This is a genomic window from Vibrio sp. B181a, assembly GCF_030248375.1.
GTDB classification, from domain to species: Bacteria; Pseudomonadota; Gammaproteobacteria; order Enterobacterales; family Vibrionaceae; genus Vibrio; species Vibrio campbellii.
Map to the genome: position 1 here is coordinate 1 of NZ_JAHGAD010000026.1, position 20,399 is coordinate 20,399.

The 20,399-nt window shown below is 44.8% G+C and carries 18 protein-coding genes; 10 read left to right on the forward strand and 8 right to left on the reverse strand.

Going from position 1 to position 20,399, the window contains the following annotated elements; all coding sequences use genetic code 11:
• Positions 1-174 precede the first annotated feature (174 nt).
• On the reverse strand, positions 175-1,821 hold the full coding sequence (gene pgm, locus KIO97_RS13060; RefSeq protein WP_285382871.1) for a phosphoglucomutase (alpha-D-glucose-1,6-bisphosphate-dependent): 1,647 nt from the start codon (positions 1,819-1,821) through the stop codon (positions 175-177).
• A 92-nt stretch (positions 1,822-1,913) separates the two neighbouring features.
• Positions 1,914-2,456 carry a replication initiation negative regulator SeqA gene (gene seqA, locus KIO97_RS13065; protein ID WP_005535181.1) on the reverse strand — a complete coding sequence of 181 codons (543 nt, stop codon included), beginning with the start codon at positions 2,454-2,456 and terminating at the stop codon, positions 1,914-1,916.
• A 92-nt stretch (positions 2,457-2,548) separates the two neighbouring features.
• On the opposite strand from seqA, the gene KIO97_RS13070 reads away from it, so the two are divergent.
• The 3 genes from KIO97_RS13070 to fldA all read left to right on the forward strand — a co-directional run bounded on the left by KIO97_RS13070 (position 2,549) and on the right by fldA (position 4,233).
• Positions 2,549-3,316: an alpha/beta fold hydrolase gene (locus KIO97_RS13070; RefSeq protein WP_045370490.1), complete on the forward strand. Its 768-nt coding sequence runs from the start codon at positions 2,549-2,551 to the stop codon at positions 3,314-3,316.
• A 112-nt stretch (positions 3,317-3,428) separates the two neighbouring features.
• Positions 3,429-3,650 (forward strand): DUF2788 domain-containing protein, encoded by a 222-nt coding sequence (locus tag KIO97_RS13075; RefSeq protein ID WP_005446406.1) that lies wholly within the window; start codon positions 3,429-3,431, stop codon positions 3,648-3,650.
• A gap of 49 nt (positions 3,651-3,699) precedes the next feature.
• A complete protein-coding gene (gene fldA / locus KIO97_RS13080; RefSeq protein WP_010643291.1) occupies positions 3,700-4,233 on the forward strand; it encodes a flavodoxin FldA in 534 nt (177 codons plus the stop codon).
• Positions 4,234-4,290: 57 nt separating this feature from the next.
• Here the strand turns inward: fldA and KIO97_RS13085 are convergent, their stop codons facing one another.
• Positions 4,291-4,794 (reverse strand): DUF4442 domain-containing protein, encoded by a 504-nt coding sequence (locus KIO97_RS13085; RefSeq protein WP_038892119.1) that lies wholly within the window; start codon positions 4,792-4,794, stop codon positions 4,291-4,293.
• Positions 4,795-4,993: 199 nt separating this feature from the next.
• Here KIO97_RS13085 and fcrX point away from each other — a divergent pair, with 199 nt between their 5' ends.
• Together fcrX and KIO97_RS13095 are read left to right on the forward strand one after the other, a co-directional pair.
• Entirely contained in the window at positions 4,994-5,443 is a 450-nt protein-coding gene (gene fcrX / locus KIO97_RS13090; protein ID WP_010643296.1) for a ferric iron uptake transcriptional regulator FcrX, read from the forward strand.
• Positions 5,444-5,513: 70 nt separating this feature from the next.
• On the forward strand, positions 5,514-6,101 hold the full coding sequence (locus KIO97_RS13095) for a type II secretion system protein (RefSeq protein WP_045397453.1): 588 nt from the start codon (positions 5,514-5,516) through the stop codon (positions 6,099-6,101).
• A 53-nt stretch (positions 6,102-6,154) separates the two neighbouring features.
• On the opposite strand, the gene glnS is transcribed toward KIO97_RS13095, so the two are convergent.
• Together glnS and nagE are read right to left on the reverse strand one after the other, a co-directional pair.
• Complete coding sequence (gene glnS / locus KIO97_RS13100; RefSeq protein WP_285382872.1) at positions 6,155-7,825, reverse strand: glutamine--tRNA ligase; 1,671 nt, start codon at positions 7,823-7,825, stop codon at positions 6,155-6,157.
• Positions 7,826-8,059: 234 nt separating this feature from the next.
• Positions 8,060-9,634, reverse strand: coding sequence for an N-acetylglucosamine-specific PTS transporter subunit IIBC (gene nagE / locus KIO97_RS13105; protein ID WP_005425455.1), 1,575 nt, complete (start codon positions 9,632-9,634; stop codon positions 8,060-8,062).
• Between the two features lie 489 nt (positions 9,635-10,123).
• Between nagE and nagA the strand changes: the two genes are divergently transcribed.
• The 4 genes from nagA (at position 10,124) to asnB (ending at position 16,042) form a co-directional block, all read left to right on the forward strand.
• The gene (gene nagA / locus KIO97_RS13110; protein ID WP_005425436.1) at positions 10,124-11,260 is read left to right on the forward strand and encodes an N-acetylglucosamine-6-phosphate deacetylase; all 1,137 of its coding nucleotides are present in this window, start codon (positions 10,124-10,126) and stop codon (positions 11,258-11,260) included.
• Between the two features lie 2 nt (positions 11,261-11,262).
• On the forward strand, positions 11,263-12,477 hold the full coding sequence (locus tag KIO97_RS13115) for an ROK family protein (protein WP_005425462.1): 1,215 nt from the start codon (positions 11,263-11,265) through the stop codon (positions 12,475-12,477).
• Positions 12,478-12,558: 81 nt separating this feature from the next.
• A complete protein-coding gene (locus KIO97_RS13120; RefSeq protein ID WP_285382873.1) occupies positions 12,559-14,148 on the forward strand; it encodes a cation:proton antiporter family protein in 1,590 nt (529 codons plus the stop codon).
• Positions 14,149-14,377: 229 nt separating this feature from the next.
• Positions 14,378-16,042 carry an asparagine synthase B gene (gene asnB, locus KIO97_RS13125; RefSeq protein WP_285382874.1) on the forward strand — a complete coding sequence of 555 codons (1,665 nt, stop codon included), beginning with the start codon at positions 14,378-14,380 and terminating at the stop codon, positions 16,040-16,042.
• A gap of 112 nt (positions 16,043-16,154) precedes the next feature.
• On the opposite strand, the gene rfaH is transcribed toward asnB, so the two are convergent.
• Positions 16,155-16,655: a transcription/translation regulatory transformer protein RfaH gene (gene rfaH / locus KIO97_RS13130; protein ID WP_038892128.1), complete on the reverse strand. Its 501-nt coding sequence runs from the start codon at positions 16,653-16,655 to the stop codon at positions 16,155-16,157.
• A 333-nt stretch (positions 16,656-16,988) separates the two neighbouring features.
• Between rfaH and KIO97_RS13135 the strand changes: the two genes are divergently transcribed.
• Positions 16,989-18,377, forward strand: coding sequence for a peptide MFS transporter (locus KIO97_RS13135; protein ID WP_005425503.1), 1,389 nt, complete (start codon positions 16,989-16,991; stop codon positions 18,375-18,377).
• 92 nt (positions 18,378-18,469) lie between these two features.
• Here KIO97_RS13135 and hemH read toward each other — a convergent pair whose 3' ends face one another.
• Positions 18,470-19,435 carry a ferrochelatase gene (hemH, locus tag KIO97_RS13140; RefSeq protein WP_285382875.1) on the reverse strand — a complete coding sequence of 322 codons (966 nt, stop codon included), beginning with the start codon at positions 19,433-19,435 and terminating at the stop codon, positions 18,470-18,472.
• 141 nt (positions 19,436-19,576) lie between these two features.
• Positions 19,577-20,221, reverse strand: a complete 645-nt coding sequence (gene adk, locus KIO97_RS13145; RefSeq protein WP_005425498.1) for an adenylate kinase — start codon at positions 20,219-20,221, stop codon at positions 19,577-19,579.
• Between the last annotated feature and the right edge of the window lie 178 nt (positions 20,222-20,399).

Here is a 20,399-nt window from a genome sequence, read left to right on the forward strand (position 1 = left end):
AGGAACAAGTTCCGTCAACACCTTCTTAATCAAAATACCTTTTCACTATACTCTCAATGAGCACCTCTCAATTCCCAAAGCGAAGCGCTCCCGACTCTCGAAGCGCAGCGTTCCCTCTCACAAACAAAAAGGGCCGACACAATGTCGACCCTTTCAAAATCTTAATCTTTAGAATTACAAACCAGCGGCTGCAAACACTTGATTAACAATTTCTTGTGCTTCAGCTTCGATTTGTTCTAGGTGCTCTTCACCTTTGAAGCTTTCACAGTAGATTTTGTAGATGTCTTCGGTACCTGATGGGCGAGCTGCAAACCAACCATTCGCTGTCGTTACTTTAAGGCCACCAATTGCAGCACCATTACCTGGTGCGTGCGTTAGACGAGCTGTAATTGCATCACCAGCCAGAGTTTCAGCCGCTACCATTTCTGGTGACAACTTCTTCAGTACGTCTTTTTGTGGGCCATTAGCTACAGCTTGAATGCGGTTGTACTTAGATTCACCGTGCTTCGCTGCTAGCTCTTCATAGTAATCTTGAGGGTTCTTACCCGTTACCGCAGTGATCTCTGCTGCTAGAAGACATAGCAGGATGCCATCTTTGTCTGTTGACCAAGGCGTACCATCTTTACGAAGGAAAGACGCACCTGCACTTTCTTCGCCGCCGAAGCCAAACTTACCAGTGTACAGACCATCAACAAACCATTTAAAGCCGACTGGTACTTCACATAGCTCACGACCTAAATCCGCTACAACACGATCAATCAAAGCACTTGAAACTAGCGTTTTACCAACAGCTACGTCTTTACCCCACGCTTCACGGTGACGGTATAGGTAATCGATACAAACCGCTAAGAAGTGGTTCGGGTTCATCAGACCTTTCGGCGTAACGATACCGTGGCGATCGTAGTCAGGGTCGTTACCAAAGGCTAAGTCGTATTCATCTTTCAACGCCAATAGACCCGCCATTGCGTAAGGAGAAGAACAGTCCATACGTACAACGCCGTCTTTATCTAGAGACATGAATTGGAAAGAAGGATCAATCGCTTCACTTACTAGCGTTAGGTCTAGGTCGTATGCCTGACCAATTTGACGCCAGTAGTCAATGCCACTGCCACCCAATGGATCTACACCAATCTTCAGGTTTGCTTTTTGGATTGCTTCCATATCGATAACATTCACTAGGTCATCGATGTATGGCTTCACCAAATCCATCTCTACAAACAGATCCGATGCTTTCGCTTCTGCCAGTGGTAGGCGTTTTACACCTTGCAAACCTTCAGCAATCAGCGCGTTTGCACGATCTTCGATTGCTTGAGTCAGTTCAGCCTCTGCTGGACCACCGTGAGTCGGGTTGTATTTGATGCCGCCGTCTTGCGGTGGGTTATGCGATGGGGTAATTACGATACCGTCTGCTTTGTCATCATGCTTGATGTTGTGAGTCAGAATCGCGTGTGAAATACCCGGTGTTGGTGTGTAGCCGTTGTCTTGTTGAACAATCACTTTCACGCCATTTGCAATCAATACTTCAATCACACTTGAAAATGCTGGTTCTGATAGTGCGTGCGTATCTTTACCAACAAACAATGGACCTGTTGTACCTTGCTCAGCACGAACTTCTGCTACCGCTTGGGCGATCGCTAAAATGTGGTTTTCGTTAAAAGTGTGCTTGTCTGCAGTACCGCGGTGGCCAGAAGTACCAAATTGAACCTTGTGTTCTGCGTTTGCTGCGTCTGGTTGAAGTAAGAAGTAGTTAGCAACGAGTGCTGGGATATTGTGAAGATCTTCCTGCTGCGCTTTTTGCCCAGCACGAGGGTGCATAGCCATGTTTGACATCCTTTCTTTAAAAACAAATAAAATCAAAAAAGCCTCATAATATCCGCTAAACGCTACACATTATGAGGCTTCTATCAGGTTTCTTAGATTGAACCTGTTACTTTCTCTATTAAGTCAGGCTGGAATTCCATGTGAGCCATCACCTGCTCCACCATCTGTCGCTTACGACTGGTGTTGTTGTTGGTGATTACCCAAAATGGCGTGCCAGGAATTGCTTTAGGTTTGGTAGTGTTACCATTTGCTAGCAGAGTCTCTTCGTTATCAGCAAAGTAAACGCGTTTGCGCCCTTTCACTTTTGTTGCTTGAGAGAAACTCTCTGGATTCAGTTTGTGTAAGGTTGATAGTACCAACATGAAGCGATCAATCGCTTTCTTAAGACCAGCAAACTCGTCAGAGATAAGTAGAGAGCGCATCTCTTTTACGGTATCTACTGATTCTGCTTTGCCAGCATCTTTACTTACTACAATCCCTTGTGGCTGTTCTACTACAGGTGCAACAACTGCTTCCTGCAACTGGCCATCAAGGTTCAAAAGGCGTCGTAAAATATCCGAGGCACTTTCACCGATATGCTTGGTTTGACCCGCAATGTAACGGTATAGATCCTCATCAACCTCAATTGTTTTCATTCGCTTTTCACATTCTCAATGTTTAAACTCTGGGGGATTATAACGAGATCCTCGCGGATACTCCACGTTAAACCCATCACGAATAAGATAAAATGTCAGCATTACTCAACTATAAGCAGGAAGGGCACGGCCAAACGGTTGTTTTGATTCATGGATTGTTTGGCAGTTTCAGTAATCTAGGTTTACTGGCTCGCGACCTCGTTCAAGATCACTGTGTGATCAGCATTGATCTACGAAATCATGGCCTTTCTTTCCATTCAGAAACACACAACTATGAAGTAATGGCGCAAGATGTTGCTGATTTACTTCGTTATTTGAATATCGAGCCAGCACTTGTCATCGGTCACTCAATGGGCGGAAAAGTTGCGATGAAATTGGCGGATGTTGCGCCAGAGTTTGTTAAACGACTAGTCGTACTCGATATGGCGCCAGTGTCTTACCAAACAAACCGTCACGATAACGTGTTTAAAGGCCTGCAAGCGGTAATCAAAGAAAAACCGGCCAATCGCCAGCAAACGATGGATATTCTTGCTCAACATATTGAAATCGATGGCGTTAGACAATTCCTGTCGAAATCGTTGTACAAAAATGGTGACCAAATGGACTGGCGCTTTAACGTTGCAAGTTTGCTCAACAACTACGACGACATCATTGGCTGGCAAGAAATTGCACCAACCGACATTCCTACGTTGTTTGTTAAAGGCGGTGATTCCGACTATCTGATGCCTGAGCATCAACCTGCGGTTAAACGCCAATTTAACAACGCAAAAGCACACATTATTGCCAACACCGGACACTGGTTACATGCCGAGAAACCGGCAGAAGTTATGCGTGTGATCAGGAAATATATTTCGAGTTAACAAATTCGAAAAACAACGCCAGATTATTGAAATAACCCTTCTCGTAGTGCATTAACTTTACCGTTTAACAGTGGTATAGTGCGCCCAAGAATTTTTGGCATGAAGGACGACAATGCTATACGACTATATGGACATGCTCGAGTCGATCGGGCTCGATCTTCTTTTTGCTGCTATCTTCTTCTTCATTGGGATGGCGATAAAAGATGTACTAAAGCAAGGCAATGTACCTGTTTTTGGTCGTCGTATTGTGTGGTTGGTTCTTTTCCTTGGCTGTGCTGGTTTCATCGCCAAAGGTCTGATTCAGCTCAGTTGGGAAGGCACAGGGCTAGGTTAAGCTCCGCTCCCCCATCGCCAGTAACAAACAATGTAAAGGTATAGACTCTATGGCAAGTGTAGGTATCTTCTTCGGTAGCGACACAGGTAATACTGAAGCCGTTGCAAAGATGATTCAAAAGCAACTAGGTAAACAACTAGTTCACGTTCAAGACATCGCAAAAAGCAGCAAAGAAGACATTGATAACTTTGATCTTCTACTTCTAGGTATCCCGACTTGGTACTACGGTGAAGCACAATGTGATTGGGATGATTTCTTCCCAGAACTTGAGCAAATCGATTTCTCTACGAAGCTAGTTGCTATTTTCGGTTGTGGTGACCAAGAAGATTACGCAGAGTACTTCTGTGACGCAATGGGCACAGTACGTGACATCGTTGAAGCGAAAGGCGGTACTATCCTAGGCCACACTTCGACTGAAAGTTACGAGTTCGAAGCATCTAAAGCTCTAGTAGAAGGTGACGACAGCCAATTCGTTGGTCTGTGTATCGACGAAGACCGTCAACCAGAACTGACTGACGAGCGCGTAGAAAACTGGGTTAAGCAAGTCTACGAAGAGATGTGCCTAGCTGAGCTTGAAGGCTAAGTAAGCATTCATAAAAAAGACCTCCTTCGTGGAGGTCTTTTTGTATCTAAACATGGACTAAGAGATTTCTGTCGCAATTTCTTCTTCTCGGTACTGAGGTTTCTTCCTCACGTACAATTTGCGCTGCACTTCCGAAACAACATTACCCTCTTTGTCTTTTACGTGAGTAATGAATTCAGGGAAGCACTTCTCACCATTACGAGTCATTTGATAGATTTCATCTAGCATGCCATCTGTCACCTCAAACTCCGCAAACAAATCACTCTGCCCGGGCTTAATGAAGTTGATACTCGCCTCTTTATCCCAGACGTAGTATTCCTCGCGAAGAATGCCCATCAACATCAAAGAGTAAATTGGGTCAGTGAGAGAGAAAATACTTCCTCCATACTGAGTTCGATTGGCGTTTTTATTCCACCAGCGCAGTTTCAAACGAACTTTCACCGTTCGAAAGTCTTCAGAAATATGTAAGATTTTAATACCAGCCCCCCAGAATGGCGGCCAAATATTCAGCGAAAACTTCACAATTCCTGGTTTATATATCTTAGCAAGTCGCTTATTCATAACTGTCCGTAGTCGTTGCGTTCCAATGTTATCAATATGTAACTGGTCTGATCTGTAATATAATCGACCTGTTTCCAATTTACAAAAAGAATCTATTAACCCTTTGAAGTTCGTGGTTTAATGTTCAGTACGCTTCGCCTATAATGATAGGAATATTATATTCTGTTAAATCGCTGCAGATGATCCAACGGGAAAGTATATGTCAGACAATAATCAGGCGCTGAAGGATGCGGGTCTAAAAGTAACCCTTCCAAGGCTAAAAATTCTAGAAGTACTTCAGCAGCCAGACTGCCAGCACATCAGTGCTGAAGATTTGTACAAAAAGCTAATTGATCTAGGTGAAGAGATCGGACTAGCAACCGTTTATCGTGTACTAAACCAATTCGATGATGCTGGTATTGTTACTCGTCACCATTTCGAAGGCGGTAAATCAGTATTTGAACTGTCAACTCAACATCACCACGACCACCTTGTGTGTCTAGATTGTGGTGAAGTGATTGAGTTTTCAGACGACGTGATCGAAGAACGTCAAAAAGAAATTGCGGCTAAGTACAATGTTACGCTTACTAACCACAGCTTGTACCTATACGGTAAATGTAGCGACGGTTCATGTAAGACAAACCCTGACGCTCACAAGCCAGCAAAATAAAAAGTAACGCTTTTTGTTAAGAAAGACTTAAACGTCAGCCTCGGCTGGCGTTTTTTTATGGAGACAAGTGATGAAGAAAAGGAATTCTTGTGGCTTTACCTTACTCGAACTGATTATTGCGATTGTCATTCTCGGTATTCTTGCCGTTGTCGCGGCACCAAGATTCTTAAATATCCAAGATGATGCCTATGAAGCAAAAATGGAAGCAATTGCAGATCAATTCGAAACAGCGGTTCGTTTCACACAAAGCCAATGGTTGGTAAATGGCGGTACACCTGAAGCTCAGCAAGACTTAGAAGGTTACGGTGGTGGAGAGTTGGATGTAAATGAGTTTGGCTACCCTTTAGGAACAAACAAAGGCAACCGAAATGGAGTGATTGGTAACCCCTACAACATAGGGCAAGGGAATTCGGGTTGTATTGCCGTATGGCAAGCCCTACTTGGTGACGAATATTCCCTATCAAATAATCGCAACGCTGACGATCGGTTTGACTTTATTACTCGTCGGGTCCAAGACAAAGACTCTCATCAATCTGTTTGCTATTACACGTATACCAAGAAAGGCTACGAACGAAACCCTGAGAGTTCAACCTACGTCATATGGTACGACTCAAAAACCGGTAGCGTCACAACATCCAAACCGACACGATTAGAATAACCATAAAAAATGCCAGCAATGATGCTGGCATTTTTGTTAGCGAGGTATTGAGATTATTGGTTCTCGATTTTCGCCCAAGTATCACGTAGACCAACCGTACGGTTGAATACTAGCTTATCCGCTGAAGAGTCTTTTGAATCTGCACAGAAGTAACCCATACGCTCAAATTGGTAACCTTTTTCAGCTTCTGATGCTGCTAGGCTTGGCTCAACAAAACCCTTTAGAATCACTAGTGATTCTGGGTTGATTGTCGCAGCAAAGTCATCTGCAGCCGCTGGGTTTGGTACTGTGAACAAACGATCGTACAGACGAATTTCTGCAGGCAGAGCTTTGTCTGCTGAAACCCAGTGAATTACACCTTTCACTTTACGGCCATCTGCTGGGTTCTTACCTAGCGTGTCAGCATCGTAAGTACAGAAGATTGTCGTGATGTTGCCTTCCGCGTCTTTCTCGATGCGTTCAGCCTTAATCACGTATGCGCCACGTAGACGTACTTCTTTACCTAGAACAAGACGCTTGTATTTCTTATTTGCTTCTTCACGGAAGTCTTCGCGCTCGATCCAAACTTCACGAGTGAATGGCACTTCACGCTCACCCATTTCAGGTTTGTTTGGATGGTTAGCAACCGTTAGCGACTCTACCGCACCTTCTTCAAAGTTCTCGATAACAATCTTAACAGGATCTAGAACAGCCATCGCACGCGGTGCATTTTCGTTTAGATCATCACGAATACAAGATTCCAGTGAACCGAACTCAATCATGTTCTCTTGCTTCGTTACGCCGATACGCTTACAGAACTCACGAATAGATGCAGATGTGAAGCCACGACGACGCAGACCAGATACGGTTGGCATACGTGGGTCATCCCAACCATCAACCAATTTCTCAGTTACTAGTTGGTTTAGCTTACGCTTAGACATCACTGTGTATTCAAGATTTAGGCGGCTGAATTCGTACTGGTGTGGACGACAATCAATTGTGATGTTATCTAGAACCCAGTCGTACAGACGACGGTTATCCATGAACTCTAGAGTACAGATAGAGTGCGTAATGCCTTCTAGCGCATCAGAGATACAGTGTGTGAAGTCGTACATTGGGTAAATGCACCACTTATCACCAGTCTGGTGGTGAGTCGCGAAACGTACACGGTAGATAACTGGGTCACGCATAACCATGAATGAAGAACCCATGTCGATCTTCGCACGAAGACACGCTTTACCTTCTTCGAACTCACCCGCACGCATTTTTTCAAATAGCGCTAGGTTTTCTTCGATTGGGCGATCACGGTATGGGCTTGGTTTACCCGGAGCCGTTAACGTACCGCGGTATTCACGAATCTGCTCAGGACTTAGCTCATCAACGTACGCTAAGCCTTTATTAATCAATTCAATTGCATATTCGTAAAGCTTGTCGAAGTAGTTTGATGAGTAACATACTTCACCATCCCACTCGAAGCCCAACCAGTTTACATCTTTCTTGATAGACTCAACGTATTCGATGTCTTCTTTTTCAGGGTTTGTATCGTCGAAACGTAAGTTACATTGGCCCTGGTAGTCCTGAGCAATACCGAAGTTCAAACAGATAGACTTAGCATGACCGATGTGCAGGTAGCCATTCGGCTCCGGCGGGAATCGAGTATGCACGCTAGTGTGTTTACCATCCGCTAGATCTTTATCAATGATCTGGCGAATAAAGTTTGATGGACGAGCATCAGCTTCACTCATCTATAGCACCTCAAAAATATTAGTATTGTCAGAGAAAACAGTACTCCGTAACCGTACTCGGTTTACAGAGTGCATTGTTCCTAATGATCCACAATTCTTAGCGATTAGACAACAAGAACCGTCGTTAAAACGGCAATATTTCTCTTCTTCGCTTGAAAGCACAGCATATTAAATCTGCACAAACAAAAAAAGACCTCCCGAAGGAGGTCTTTATAGAGAGTCATTAAGATGTAATTAAGGCAGTTTTACATCTGATAGGTCTTCACCTGCACCGATTGCTTTCATTTCACCAGCAACGATTTCTGCAAGAGGACCAAGGATAACTTGAAGGTTGTTTTCGCCAAGCTTAACCACACCTTTCGCGCCTAGTTTCTTAAGTACTGCTTCGTCAGCAACAGAGCGGTCTTTAAGCGTTAGACGTAGACGAGTGATACACGCGTCGATTGAAGTTAGGTTATCGTGACCACCTAGCGCTTTCAGGTATTGACGAGCTAGGTCACCTTTTGCTGCATCACCAGCTGGAGCAGCTGCAGCTTCGTTATCGTCGTCTTCACGACCTGGCGATTTCAGGTTGAAAGCGCGGATTGCGAAGCTGAATGTGAAGAAGTATAGAGCACCGAAGCCTAGACCTACTGCGAACAGTACTAGTGGCTTAGTTGCTAGACCGTAGTTCAGTACGAAGTCGATTAGACCTGCAGAGAAACCAAAGCCGTGTAGCGTACCAAGCATGTTTGCGATTACTAGAGACAGACCTGTAAATACTGCGTGGATTGCGTATAGAGCAGGTGCTAGGAATACGAACATGAACTCTAGAGGCTCAGTGATACCTGTTAGGAATGAACAGAATGCTACTGAGAATAGTGCACCACCAACTTGGCTGCGCTTCTCAACTGGTGCTGCTAGGTACATAGCAAGTGCCGCACCTGGTAGACCGAACATCATCACAGGGAAGAAACCGTTCATGAATACACCAGCGCTCTTATCGCCGCCGAAGAAGCGGTGTAGGTCACCAGATTTCAGAGTTTCAGTTACTTCTTTAACTGTTGCAGTGATTTCTGGAGTTACAGAGTTAGCGAATTCGAATGTGTGAGTTTGACCAGCAACAAGAGTCTTAGCTAGAGCTGGGTCAACACAAAGCTGTTGTAGTGCAGGAAGCGCTTGACCAGCAGCAGTTGCGCCAGAAACTAGAACTTCTTGACACGTACCCATACCGAACCAGAAGTACGAGTTTAGTACGTGGTGTAGACCTACAGGGATAAGTGCACGGTTAAGAGTACCGTATACGAATTGACCGATAGCACCAGAAGTAGAAACTGCGTGTGCTAGTGCGTCAAGACCGCCTTGGATTGTTGGCCATACAACACCAGCAATTGCACCAGCTACTAGCGAGAATAGACCCGCCATGATTGGTACTAGACGTTTGCCAGAGAAGAATGCCAACCACTCAGGAAGACGAGTAGCATGGAAAGCGTTGTAAGAGTGACCAGCGATGATACCTGCAATGATACCGCCGAAGAATGACATGTTAACGCTTGCATCGATTGTTGCTGCTGTTGCAGTAAGTACGAAGTAAGCAACTGCACCTGCCAGACCTGCAGCACCTTGACCGTCTTTAGAAAGACCGATCGCGATACCTAGACCGAATAGCAGTGGTAGTTGACTAAAGATTGCGTTACCAGCAGATGCCATAAACGCGATGTCTAACAGGTCAGGCTGACCCAAACGTAGTAAAAGCGCTGCAACTGGAAGCGTTGCGATAGGAAGCATAAGAGCTTTACCTAACTTCTGCGCGTATCCAAGAATATTCACCTTAAGTTCCCCCTATAGGATTTTATGTTTTGTTGAATGACTTATTTCAGTCGTTCAATTTAGTCGCTACCAGTTTATGATATTAATTTTGCTCCGCAAATTAAAACCTCATTGTTTGTGATCATAATCACCAGAAATTGGTCATTCAGAAGGTTTTTGCTAGCGAGATCATAAAACTTATTTTATTATACGAAAAAATGGCGTTTTAGAGATAAGATTCTCGGACTTTATGCAAGACAGAATCAGTGTTATTTTGGTATCTCTACAGATGATTCGCAGTAACTTTGCTCTGGAAAACAATCATAAAAACTAATTCATTTATTATTTTTCAGTTAGTTACTCTGATAATGACATCGATAAAACGCGACTTGCTGTATGTGACTCGTTATCTAATTCAGTGATACAAACTAAGTACCAGCCCGACTCATGGAGTCGCCAGTTAGATAACGGAACAGAAAATGAATTCTCATCTATAAGGACTAGCTGACTATGTACGCGCTAAGTAACTGTAAAATCTATACCGGTAGTGATGTTCTTACCGATCATGCTGTCATCATCGACAATGACCAGATTCAATCAGTTGTGCCAGTGACTCAACTACCAGAAGGTATTGAAGTAAAAGATCTGGACGGTGCTAACCTAAGCCCTGGTTTTATCGACCTACAGCTAAACGGCTGTGGCGGTGTGATGCTTAACGACGAAATCACACCAGAAACAATGCAGATCATGCATGAAGCAAACCTTAAATCTGGTTGTACAAGCTTCCTACCTACTCTAATCACATCTTCAGACGAAGACATGCGCGCTTCGATTGCTGCAGCTCGTGAGTACCACAACAAATACCAAAACCAATCGCTAGGTTTGCATCTTGAAGGTCCGTACCTAAACGTAGCGAAAAAAGGTATTCACAGCGTTGACTTCATCCGCCCTTCTGACGACGGCATGATTGACCTGATCTGCGCAAACGCAGACATCATCGCAAAAGTAACACTAGCACCAGAACAAAATGACCCTGAGCATATCTCTCGTTTGAAAGCGGCTGGCATCGTAGTTTCTATCGGTCACACCAACGCAACATACGCAGAAGCACGTCAAGGTTTCGAAGCAGGTATCACATTTGCCACTCACCTATTCAATGCGATGACGCCAATGGTTGGTCGTGAACCAGGTGTGGTTGGTGCGATTTACGACACCCCAGAAGTTTATGCAGGTATCATTGCAGACGGTTTCCACGTTGATTACGCAAACATCCGAATTGCTCATAAAATCAAGGGCGAAAAGCTTGTTTTGGTGACGGATGCCACAGCTCCAGCAGGTGCTAACATTGATCACTTTATTTTTGTCGGTAAGAAAGTATATTACCGAGATGGTAAGTGTGTTGATGAAAATGGCACACTAGGCGGCTCAGCTCTGACTATGATCGAAGCAGTTCAGAATACAGTTGAGCACGCAGGCATCGCTTTAGACGAAGCTCTACGAATGGCTACACTGTACCCAGCAACCGCAATCGGTGTTGAGGACCGTCTTGGCCGAGTTCGAAAAGGTATGGTAGCAAACCTTACTGTTTTCGATCGTGACTTCAATGTAAAAGCGACGGTTGTTAACGGACAATACGAGCAAAATTAAGCATGAATGGCGGACAGATTGGTAATGTAGATTTAGTAAAACAGCTTAACAGCGCTGCGGTATACAGGCTGATTGACCAACAAGGTCCAATCTCCCGTATTCAAGTCGCGGATGTTAGTCAGCTCGCCCCAGCGAGTGTTACCAAAATAACCCGCCAACTTTTAGAGCGCGGCTTAATTAAAGAAGTCGCGCAACAAGCTTCTACCGGTGGTCGTCGAGCAATCTCGTTGACCACTGAAGTAAAACCTTTCCACTCTATCGCTGTTCGATTAGGTCGTGACTACGTGCAATTCTGCTTGTACGACTTAGGCGGCACAGCATTGGCACAAGATCAACACGAGCTTCACTACAGCAACCAAGCTGACTTGATTGCTGGATTGATTGATTTACTGAAAGACTTCGTAAATCGTTGCCAAGACAAGATCGACCAACTTATCGCTATCGGTATCACACTGCCTGGTTTGGTGAACCCAACCACAGGTGTTGTTGAGTACATGCCGAATACAGACATCGATAACCTCGCTCTAGGCGAAATCATTCGTGAAAAGTTCAATACCGCGTGTTTTGTTGGTAACGACGTGCGTGGTATGGCACTGGCTGAACACTACTTTGGCGCGAGCCAAGACTGCCAAGATTCGATTCTGGTCAGTGTTCACCGCGGTACTGGTGCAGGTATTATCGTGAACGGTCAGGTATTCCTTGGTTTCAACCGCAACGTCGGTGAAATCGGTCACATCCAAATCGACCCACTTGGCGAGCAATGCCAATGCGGTAACTTTGGCTGTCTAGAAACGGTTGCTGCCAACCCGGCCATCGTACAACGCGTGAAAAAGCTGATTGCACAAGGTTACGAATCAAGCCTTACTCAGCTTGAACACATCACCATTGATGACGTTTGTACTCATGCGATGAATGGTGACGAGCTGGCGAAACAAAGCCTAGTTCGCGTAGGTAACCAGCTTGGTAAAGCTATCGCAATCACGATTAACTTGTTTAACCCGCAAAAAATCGTCATTGCTGGTGACATTACTGCCGCGGAAGAAATTGTGTTCCCAGCAATCCAGCGCAACGTAGAAAACCAATCTTTGAAGACTTTCCATAACGAACTTCCAATTGTTGCCTCTCACATTGATAAGCAACCAACGATGGGTGCATTTGCGATGATCAAGCGCGCTATGTTGAACGGAGTTTTGTTACAAAAGTTACTAGAAGACTAAGTTTATACAACCAATTGAGTTACAATCTCGGGCTGTGGTTTCACAGCCCGTTTTTGTATATCAGGAATATAGCTCAACAGTATGGAAATTATTCTAATTACAACGGCGTTCCTCGCCGGCTTCATCGCTCTAAAATGTAACCTCCCCCCTTTGGTCGGTTTCCTACTTGCAGGTTTTGGCCTTCATGCGTTTGGCTACCAAAGTAATGACGTCATTGTCACGCTCGCAGACCTTGGTGTGACCTTGCTGCTTTTCACCATTGGTTTAAAGCTGGATGTAAAAACGCTGCTTTCTAAAGAAATTTGGGGCGGTGCTACAGCGCACAACATTCTCTCGACTCTTTTCTTTGCGCTGGTTCTCGTTGGGCTGAAGCTGCTTGGGCTTTCATCCCTTGCCACCATGGATCACAGTCAGATCCTACTGCTCGCTTTCGCTCTCTCTTTCTCTAGTACCGTATTTGCAGTTAAAACGCTGCAAGAGAAGGGTGAGATGAACGCCACCTACGGCACACTAGCCATTGGTATCTTGGTTATGCAGGATATTTTTGCTGTGGTCTTCCTTACCGCTTCCACAGGTAAGATTCCTGAATGGTACGCCATTGGATTATTTGCCTTGCCGTTTCTCCGCCCATTGTTCTACAAGCTGCTAGACAAAGTTGGTCACGGCGAGATGCTGGTGCTGTTTGGTATCTTCTTCGCGCTCGTGGTCGGTGCCGGCTTATTTGAACTGGTCGGCATGAAGCCAGATTTGGGTGCTTTGATATTGGGTATGCTAGTGGCTGGGCATCGTAAAGCGTCCGAGCTATCCAAATCGTTGTTTAATATGAAGGAACTATTCCTCGTCTGTTTCTTCCTTAACATTGGTTTATCAGCTTCATTGAGCTTTACCGGCGTAGGCTTAGCGCTGCTATTTATCTTGCTGCTGCCTATCAAGGGGCTGCTCTACTTCCTCACCATCAACCACTTTAAGTTCCGAGTACGTACTTCATTGCTGACGTCGCTATCGCTTTTCAACTACAGTGAGTTCGGTCTGATTGTTGGTGGTCTGGCTTACAAGATGGGTTGGATGCCGAGCGACATGTTGGCCGCAATTGCTGTCGCTGTGTCAATCTCGTTTATTATCTCTGCCCCGCTAAACCGATTGGGCCATCAGATTTACCAACATTCTGGTAAATGGCTACAAGAAACCGCAGCAGAGAAACTGAACCAACGAGACCAACTCATCAATCCAGGTCATGCTCAAGTATTGATCCTTGGTATGGGACGAATTGGCACTGGCGCCTACGACGAACTGCGCGCTCGTTATGGCAAGATTTCACTGGGTGTTGAAGTCCGTGAAGAGGCCGCACATAAGCATCGCTCTGAAGGCCGCAATGTCATCTCTGGCGATGCGACTGACCCAGATTTTTGGGAGCGTATTTTGGACACGGCTAACGTGAAAATGGTGCTTCTCGCAATGCCACATCACCAAGGTAACCAAACCGCATTGGAGCAGTTACAAAGTCGAAACTATAAAGGACAAATTGCAGCGATTGCTGAATACCCAGATCAGCTTGAAGGCTTATTAGAGACAGGAGTCGATGCTGCATTTAACATCTATAGTGAGGCTGGTAGCGGTTTTGCACGTCATGTTTGCGATCAACTTCAACCTCAATTTACACCGATGAAATAAGCATCGAGATGGATATATTTTCAGAGCCCTCTTTTAACTAGAGGGCTTTTTTGTACGTTTTTTAAACCAAACCTTGATCTCATTCATCAAAATTAGACATTTTTTAGATACCATCTAATCAACAAGGCTTTTTATCATTTTTTTAATCATCAAACGTTGCTTTTTTTACTCAGAATGGCAAATTGAACCTATACCGATTAAAAATTGTTTAGTTTAAAAAGGATGTTGTATGTGTTCAGTATTTGGCATTTTAGACATTAAGAGCGATGCAGCGGCATTGCGCCCTATCGCACTTGAGATGTCGAAAAAGCTTCGTCACCGCGGTCCAGACTGGTCTGGTATTTACTCATCAGAGCGCGCAATCCTAGCGCACGAGCGTCTGGCGATCGTTGGTCTAAATAGTGGTGCCCAGCCACTATACAGCCCTGATAAAAAACTCATCCTTGCGGTAAATGGTGAAATCTACAACCACAAAGAGATTCGTGCTCGCTATGAAGGCAAATACGAATTCCAAACCGATTCAGACTGTGAAGTTATCCTAGCGCTATACCAAGACATGGGCGCTGACCTTCTTGAAGAACTAAACGGTATTTTTGCGTTCGTACTTTACGATGAAGATAAAGATGAATACCTAGTTGGCCGTGACCACATTGGCATCATTCCGCTTTACCAAGGTTACGATGAGCACGGTAACTACTACGTTGCGTCAGAAATGAAAGCGCTTGTACCAGTGTGTAAGACCGTGAGTGAGTTCCCTCCAGGCTGTCACTACGGCAGTACCGATGCAGAACCTCAACGCTACTACATCCGCGACTGGAACGAGTATGCAGCAGTACAAGGCAATAGTACAAGCAAAGAGGAATTGACTGAAGCGCTAGAAGCAGCAGTGAAACGCCAACTGATGACTGACGTGCCATACGGTGTGCTTCTTTCTGGTGGTCTGGATTCTTCTATCACTTCAGCAGTTGCAAAACGATTTGCAGCGATGCGTATTGAAGACGATGAAAAATCTGAAGCATGGTGGCCACAGCTGCACTCATTCGCAGTGGGCCTAGAAGGTGCACCAGATCTGAAAGCCGCTCGCGAAGTTGCAGACCAGATTGGTACGGTTCACCACGAGATGACCTACACGATTCAAGAAGGTCTGGACGCGATTCGCGATGTGATTTACCACATTGAAACGTATGACGTAACGACTATCCGCGCTTCAACACCAATGTTCCTAATGGGTCGTAAGATCAAAGCAATGGGCATCAAGATGGTACTGTCTGGTGAAGGTGCAGATGAAATCTTTGGTGGTTACCTGTACTTCCACAAAGCGCCAAACGCAAAAGAGTTCCACGAAGAGACGGTACGTAAGTTGCTTGCTCTGAACATGTTTGACTGTGCACGTGCTAACAAATCACTAGCAGCATGGGGCGTAGAAGGACGTGTACCTTTCCTAGATAAAGAGTTTATTGATGTTGCAATGCGCTTGAACCCAGCAGATAAGATGTGTGGCAACGGTAAGATGGAAAAACACATTCTTCGTGAGTGTTTCGAGCACTACCTACCAGAATCAATCGCATGGCGTCAGAAAGAGCAGTTCTCTGATGGTGTAGGTTACAGCTGGATAGATACTTTGAAAGAAGTGGCAGAACAGAAAGTAACGGATCAACAAATGGAAACGGCACAATTCCGCTTCCCTTACAACACACCAACAACCAAAGAAGGTTATGTATACCGCGAAATCTTTGAAGAGTTGTTCCCGCTACCATCTGCAGCAGAATGTGTACCTGGTGGCCCTTCAGTAGCGTGTTCTTCAGCGAAAGCGATTGAATGGGATGAGTCGTTCCAAAACTGTGTTGACCCGTCAGGCCGTGCAGTACAGACCGTTCACAATGACGCATATTAATTATTCGTTGTTTCAAAGAGGGTTGGCTACACCAACCCTTTTAAAGCAAACATAATAGATACGATCAAAAAGAGGTGCGTACGCACCTCTTTTTATATTTGATGGAATCAGGCTATTTTAAATCTAAATCGCTGTTGTCTATGCTGACAGGCACACGCTTGGTGATCATCTGAACCAACATTATTGAGCGCTTCTCACCATCTTGTTCTTGGAAGATGGCATCAATACCGGCAAACTGCCCGCTCTTCACCCGCACTTGATCACCAGGTTTTGGCATGTTCTCAGCATCGGTCTGGTCGTCGATGCATTTATCCAGCTGCTTAAGCTCATAAACCAGGTCACCCTGTATCTCTTTCGGCTGTGCACCAAAGCGAACAAAGTCCACCACACCTCGCGTAGAGCGAACTGATGTGAAGTTTGGGCCTTCTTCATAGTCAAATCGAGCAAACACATAGCAAGGGAACAGTGGCTCTTCGACTTTCTGTCGTTTACCACGTAAGATCTTTTCGACTTCGACAGTAGGGTAAAAACACTCCACACCCTGGTTTTCAAGGTGCTGCTTCGCCCTAACTTGCTCTCCTCGCTTACAATACAATAAATACCAACGTTTCATTTTATTACTAGCCAATTATATTTTTGCTCGATCCTAACATTAAGCAAAAGACGAGTCATGGACATTCAAGCAACCTATTAGTTGGCTGCTTAATATTAAGATTAAAACTTACACCTTTTCAGAGTATTAAGAAAATAAGTCTATAGTCAAAAATGAAAAGTAAGTTTGTAACACGAGCAAATCACCGACAAAAACCCCGTCATTTCAGCACTGAGCAGGCATTTCATAAGGCAAATGAATCGTCACATGAAATTTTATTGTTTGTCAGACAAGAAATTGCCATGTATACGTAGATTTCGTTAAAAAATGTAATAACTACTATTAGAAGAGCTTATGTCAAACCAACATCAATACTTTGGTCACCCACGTGGCTTGTTCCTTCTGTTCGGTACAGAATTATGGGAACGCTTTTCTTACTACGCAATGCGCGCCATTCTAGTACTTTATCTGACAGACACAACAATGAACGGCGGTCTTGGCTGGTCGACTAAAGATGCTCTAGATCTTTACGGCATCTATACTGGACTTGTCTACATCACCCCTCTTATTGGTGGCTACCTTGCGGATAACTACCTAGGTCAACGCCGTTCTATCCTAATTGGTGGCGCGTTGATGGCTATTGGCCAATTTACGCTAGCAATGCCAGCAGATGCTCTGGGTCTTGGCTCTTTACACACTTTCTACCTAGGTCTTGCTCTGCTTATCTGTGGTAACGGTCTATTCAAGCCAAACATCTCTACAATGGTTGGTGATCTATACAATGAAGGCGATAACCGTCGTGATGGCGCTTTCACTATCTTTTACATGGGTATCAACCTAGGTGCGTTGCTGGCTGGTGTTGTATCGGGCTCTGTAACGAACGAATTTGGCTGGAAAGCAGGCTTCGTTGCTGCCGGTATTGGTATGCTTGTTAGCCTTGTGATGCAAATGACAATGGCACAATCTTGGTTAGGTGACATTGGCCGCGTACCAGCAGCAAAACGTGACCTAGCAATTAAGAAATCTGCGAAGAAAGAGCCACTAACCAAAGAAGAAGTGGATCGAATCAAAGTTATCCTTGTGATGAGCCTGTTTACTATCGTTTTCTGGGCAGGCTTCGAGCAAGCTGGCGGTCTAATGAACATCTACACGCAGCAATACACAGATCGTATGATCGGTGGCTTCGAAGTGCCTGCTGCGTGGTTCCAATCACTAAACCCGTTCTTCATTATTACTCTTGCACCTGTATTAGCCGTTTTGTGGGTGAAACTGGGTAAACGTGAACCTAACTCACCGATGAAATTTGCCCTAGCGATGTTCTTCCTAGCACTGGGTTTCCTATGTATGGTTGGTGCTGTTATGGAGCAAGGTGGTGATACTGCGGTTAAAACATCAATGCTATGGCTAGTAGGTGCGTTCTTCTTCCATACGCTTGGTGAACTGTGTCTATCTCCTATTGGTCTATCTCTAGTAACTAAGCTAGCTCCGCTACGTCTTGCATCGCTTATGATGGGCGCATGGTTCGGCTGTAACGCAATCGCAAACTACGTTGCAGGTTATGTTGGCTCTCACGTTGGTGAACTAGGCGCACTAGCAATCTTTAGTGGTATTGCGGTAACCGCGACGATTTCTGGCGTGATTCTATTGTTGTTCTCTAACACGCTAGTTCGTTGGATGCATGGTGCTGAAAATACTCACAGCACAGCAGAACAAATTGAAGAGCAACAAACGCAAGTTGCTTAATATAAAGTGCAAATAAAAACAAAGGGTCGCAATCGCGACCCTTTTTGTTTTCTACAACCCAAACTACCTTGGAGATAGATACAGGTTTCGCTTTAAAGCTTAGAGCGAACAAGCTCAACCATCATCGCGATGTGCTCATCATTGTCATTCAAGCACGGGATGTAACTGAAGCTCTCACCACCAGCCTCTAGGTAAATCTCTCGGCACTCTTCTGAGATTTCTTCCAATGTTTCCAAACAGTCTGCAGAGAAAGCTGGCGTAATCACGTTAAGTTTCTTCTTACCTTGGCTTGGTAATACTTCCAGCGTCTTATCCGTGTATGGCTGTAGCCATTCTTCACGACCAAAACGTGACTGATATGTCATTCCGATTTGCGCTTCACCCAAACCCAGTGCTTCACCAAGCAAGCGAGTCGTCTCTTCACAATGCTTAGGGTAAATATCACCATTGTCTGCATAACGCTTAGGGATACCATGGTAAGAACAAAGTAGGTAATCGCCTTGACCATGCTCAGCCCAATGGTTACGAACCGATTGAGCAAGTGCCGCGATGTATTGGGGATGATTGTGGTAATCACGAATAAAGCTGAACTCAGGCATTACTGGCATCTTTTTGAATGCCTTCGTCATACCGTCTGAGACTGCGGCCGTCGTTGTACCCGAGTATTGCGGGTAAAGAGGCAAGACAATCACTTCCTCTACGCCTTGTGCAATCAGCGCTTCAAAACCAGATTGTAAGCTTGGATTACCGTAAGTCATACCCAGTTCAACTGGCATATCGAGTGCAACGGCTAACTTGTGAGCTTGTCGTTTTGAGTACACCATCAGAGGTGACCCCTCCTCCATCCAGACAGACTGGTACAGCTTGGCGACTTTCGGCGAGCGAATTGGCAAGATGACACCGTGAAGAATCGGACACCAAAGCCAACGCGTCATATCAACGACACGATGATCATGAAGAAACTGACTTAAAAAGCGTTTTACAGCTGGTGCAGTTGGCTCATCAGGCGTACCCAAGTTAACCAATAACACGCCCTGTTTATTATTGTTGTTTTTCATAACATCCTATTCATGGTGATCGGCTTGCTTTGTACGGTGGAACAAACCAGATGGTTCATCGTACTTACAGGCAAAAAATAAAAAAGCGACCCGAGGGTCGCTTTTAAATATATCAAAATATTAAATTTTGCCGTTAGCAAATTATGCTAGTGCTTTCTCAATATCTGCGCTTACTTCTGCAACTTGCTTAGTACCGTCGAATTTAAGGTACTTAGTGTTACCAGCTTCAGCTTCTTTACCGTAGTAGTTGATCAGTGGTGCTGTTTGCTCGTGGTAAACACCTAGACGTGCACGTACTGTTTCTTCTTTGTCGTCATCACGAACAACAAGATCTTCACCAGTTACGTCATCTTTACCTTCCACTTTTGGTGGGTTGTAAACAACGTGGTAAGTACGACCTGAAGGAAGGTGAGCACGACGACCAGCCATACGCTCAACAATCACATCGTCAGCTACGTCAAATTCGATTACGTAATCAACGTCAACGCCCATCTCTTTTAGGCCGTCAGCTTGAGGGATAGTGCGAGGGAAACCATCAAGTAGGAAACCTTTTTCGCAATCGTCTTGAGCAATACGCTCTTTGATTAGACCAAGGATGATTTCATCAGAAACTAGCTGACCAGCGTCGATAACAGCTTTAGCTTGTTTACCAAGCTCTGTACCTGCTTTGATAGCAGCACGAAGCATATCACCAGTAGAGATTTGTGGAATACCGTATTTATCCATGATGAAGTTTGCTTGTGTGCCTTTACCTGCACCTGGAGCACCTAGAAGAATGATGCGCATGATTTATCCTCTTTAATATTTAAGATTTATACCGAAGCTCACAATAGCTGGACTTCTAGGAATAACCCCACGAAGCACTGGCAACGATAAGTTTCGGTATAACGTTTAGGCGAGCCAAAATACACGCCTTATTACTCACATTCAAGTGTTGAGATTCTAACACAGGTTCACTGCGCTA

Bases quoted from the DNA above. Each gene is read 5' to 3' on its own strand.
- fcrX (WP_010643296.1), top strand. From the start codon at position 4,994: ATGTCAGACAATAATCAGGCGCTGAAGGATGCGGGTCTAAAAGTAACC.
- KIO97_RS13120 (WP_285382873.1), top strand. From the start codon at position 12,559: ATGGAAATTATTCTAATTACAACGGCGTTCCTCGCCGGCTTCATCGCT.
- KIO97_RS13135 (WP_005425503.1), top strand. From the start codon at position 16,989: ATGTCAAACCAACATCAATACTTTGGTCACCCACGTGGCTTGTTCCTT.
- KIO97_RS13070 (WP_045370490.1), top strand. From the start codon at position 2,549: ATGTCAGCATTACTCAACTATAAGCAGGAAGGGCACGGCCAAACGGTT.
- asnB (WP_285382874.1), top strand. From the start codon at position 14,378: ATGTGTTCAGTATTTGGCATTTTAGACATTAAGAGCGATGCAGCGGCA.
- KIO97_RS13075 (WP_005446406.1), top strand. From the start codon at position 3,429: ATGCTATACGACTATATGGACATGCTCGAGTCGATCGGGCTCGATCTT.
- KIO97_RS13095 (WP_045397453.1), top strand. From the start codon at position 5,514: ATGAAGAAAAGGAATTCTTGTGGCTTTACCTTACTCGAACTGATTATT.
- adk (WP_005425498.1), bottom strand. From the start codon at position 20,221: ATGCGCATCATTCTTCTAGGTGCTCCAGGTGCAGGTAAAGGCACACAA.
- KIO97_RS13085 (WP_038892119.1), bottom strand. From the start codon at position 4,794: ATGAATAAGCGACTTGCTAAGATATATAAACCAGGAATTGTGAAGTTT.
- seqA (WP_005535181.1), bottom strand. From the start codon at position 2,456: ATGAAAACAATTGAGGTTGATGAGGATCTATACCGTTACATTGCGGGT.
- glnS (WP_285382872.1), bottom strand. From the start codon at position 7,825: ATGAGTGAAGCTGATGCTCGTCCATCAAACTTTATTCGCCAGATCATT.
- KIO97_RS13115 (WP_005425462.1), top strand. From the start codon at position 11,263: ATGAATGGCGGACAGATTGGTAATGTAGATTTAGTAAAACAGCTTAAC.
- rfaH (WP_038892128.1), bottom strand. From the start codon at position 16,655: ATGAAACGTTGGTATTTATTGTATTGTAAGCGAGGAGAGCAAGTTAGG.
- nagA (WP_005425436.1), top strand. From the start codon at position 10,124: ATGTACGCGCTAAGTAACTGTAAAATCTATACCGGTAGTGATGTTCTT.
- fldA (WP_010643291.1), top strand. From the start codon at position 3,700: ATGGCAAGTGTAGGTATCTTCTTCGGTAGCGACACAGGTAATACTGAA.
- pgm (WP_285382871.1), bottom strand. From the start codon at position 1,821: ATGGCTATGCACCCTCGTGCTGGGCAAAAAGCGCAGCAGGAAGATCTT.
- hemH (WP_285382875.1), bottom strand. From the start codon at position 19,435: ATGAAAAACAACAATAATAAACAGGGCGTGTTATTGGTTAACTTGGGT.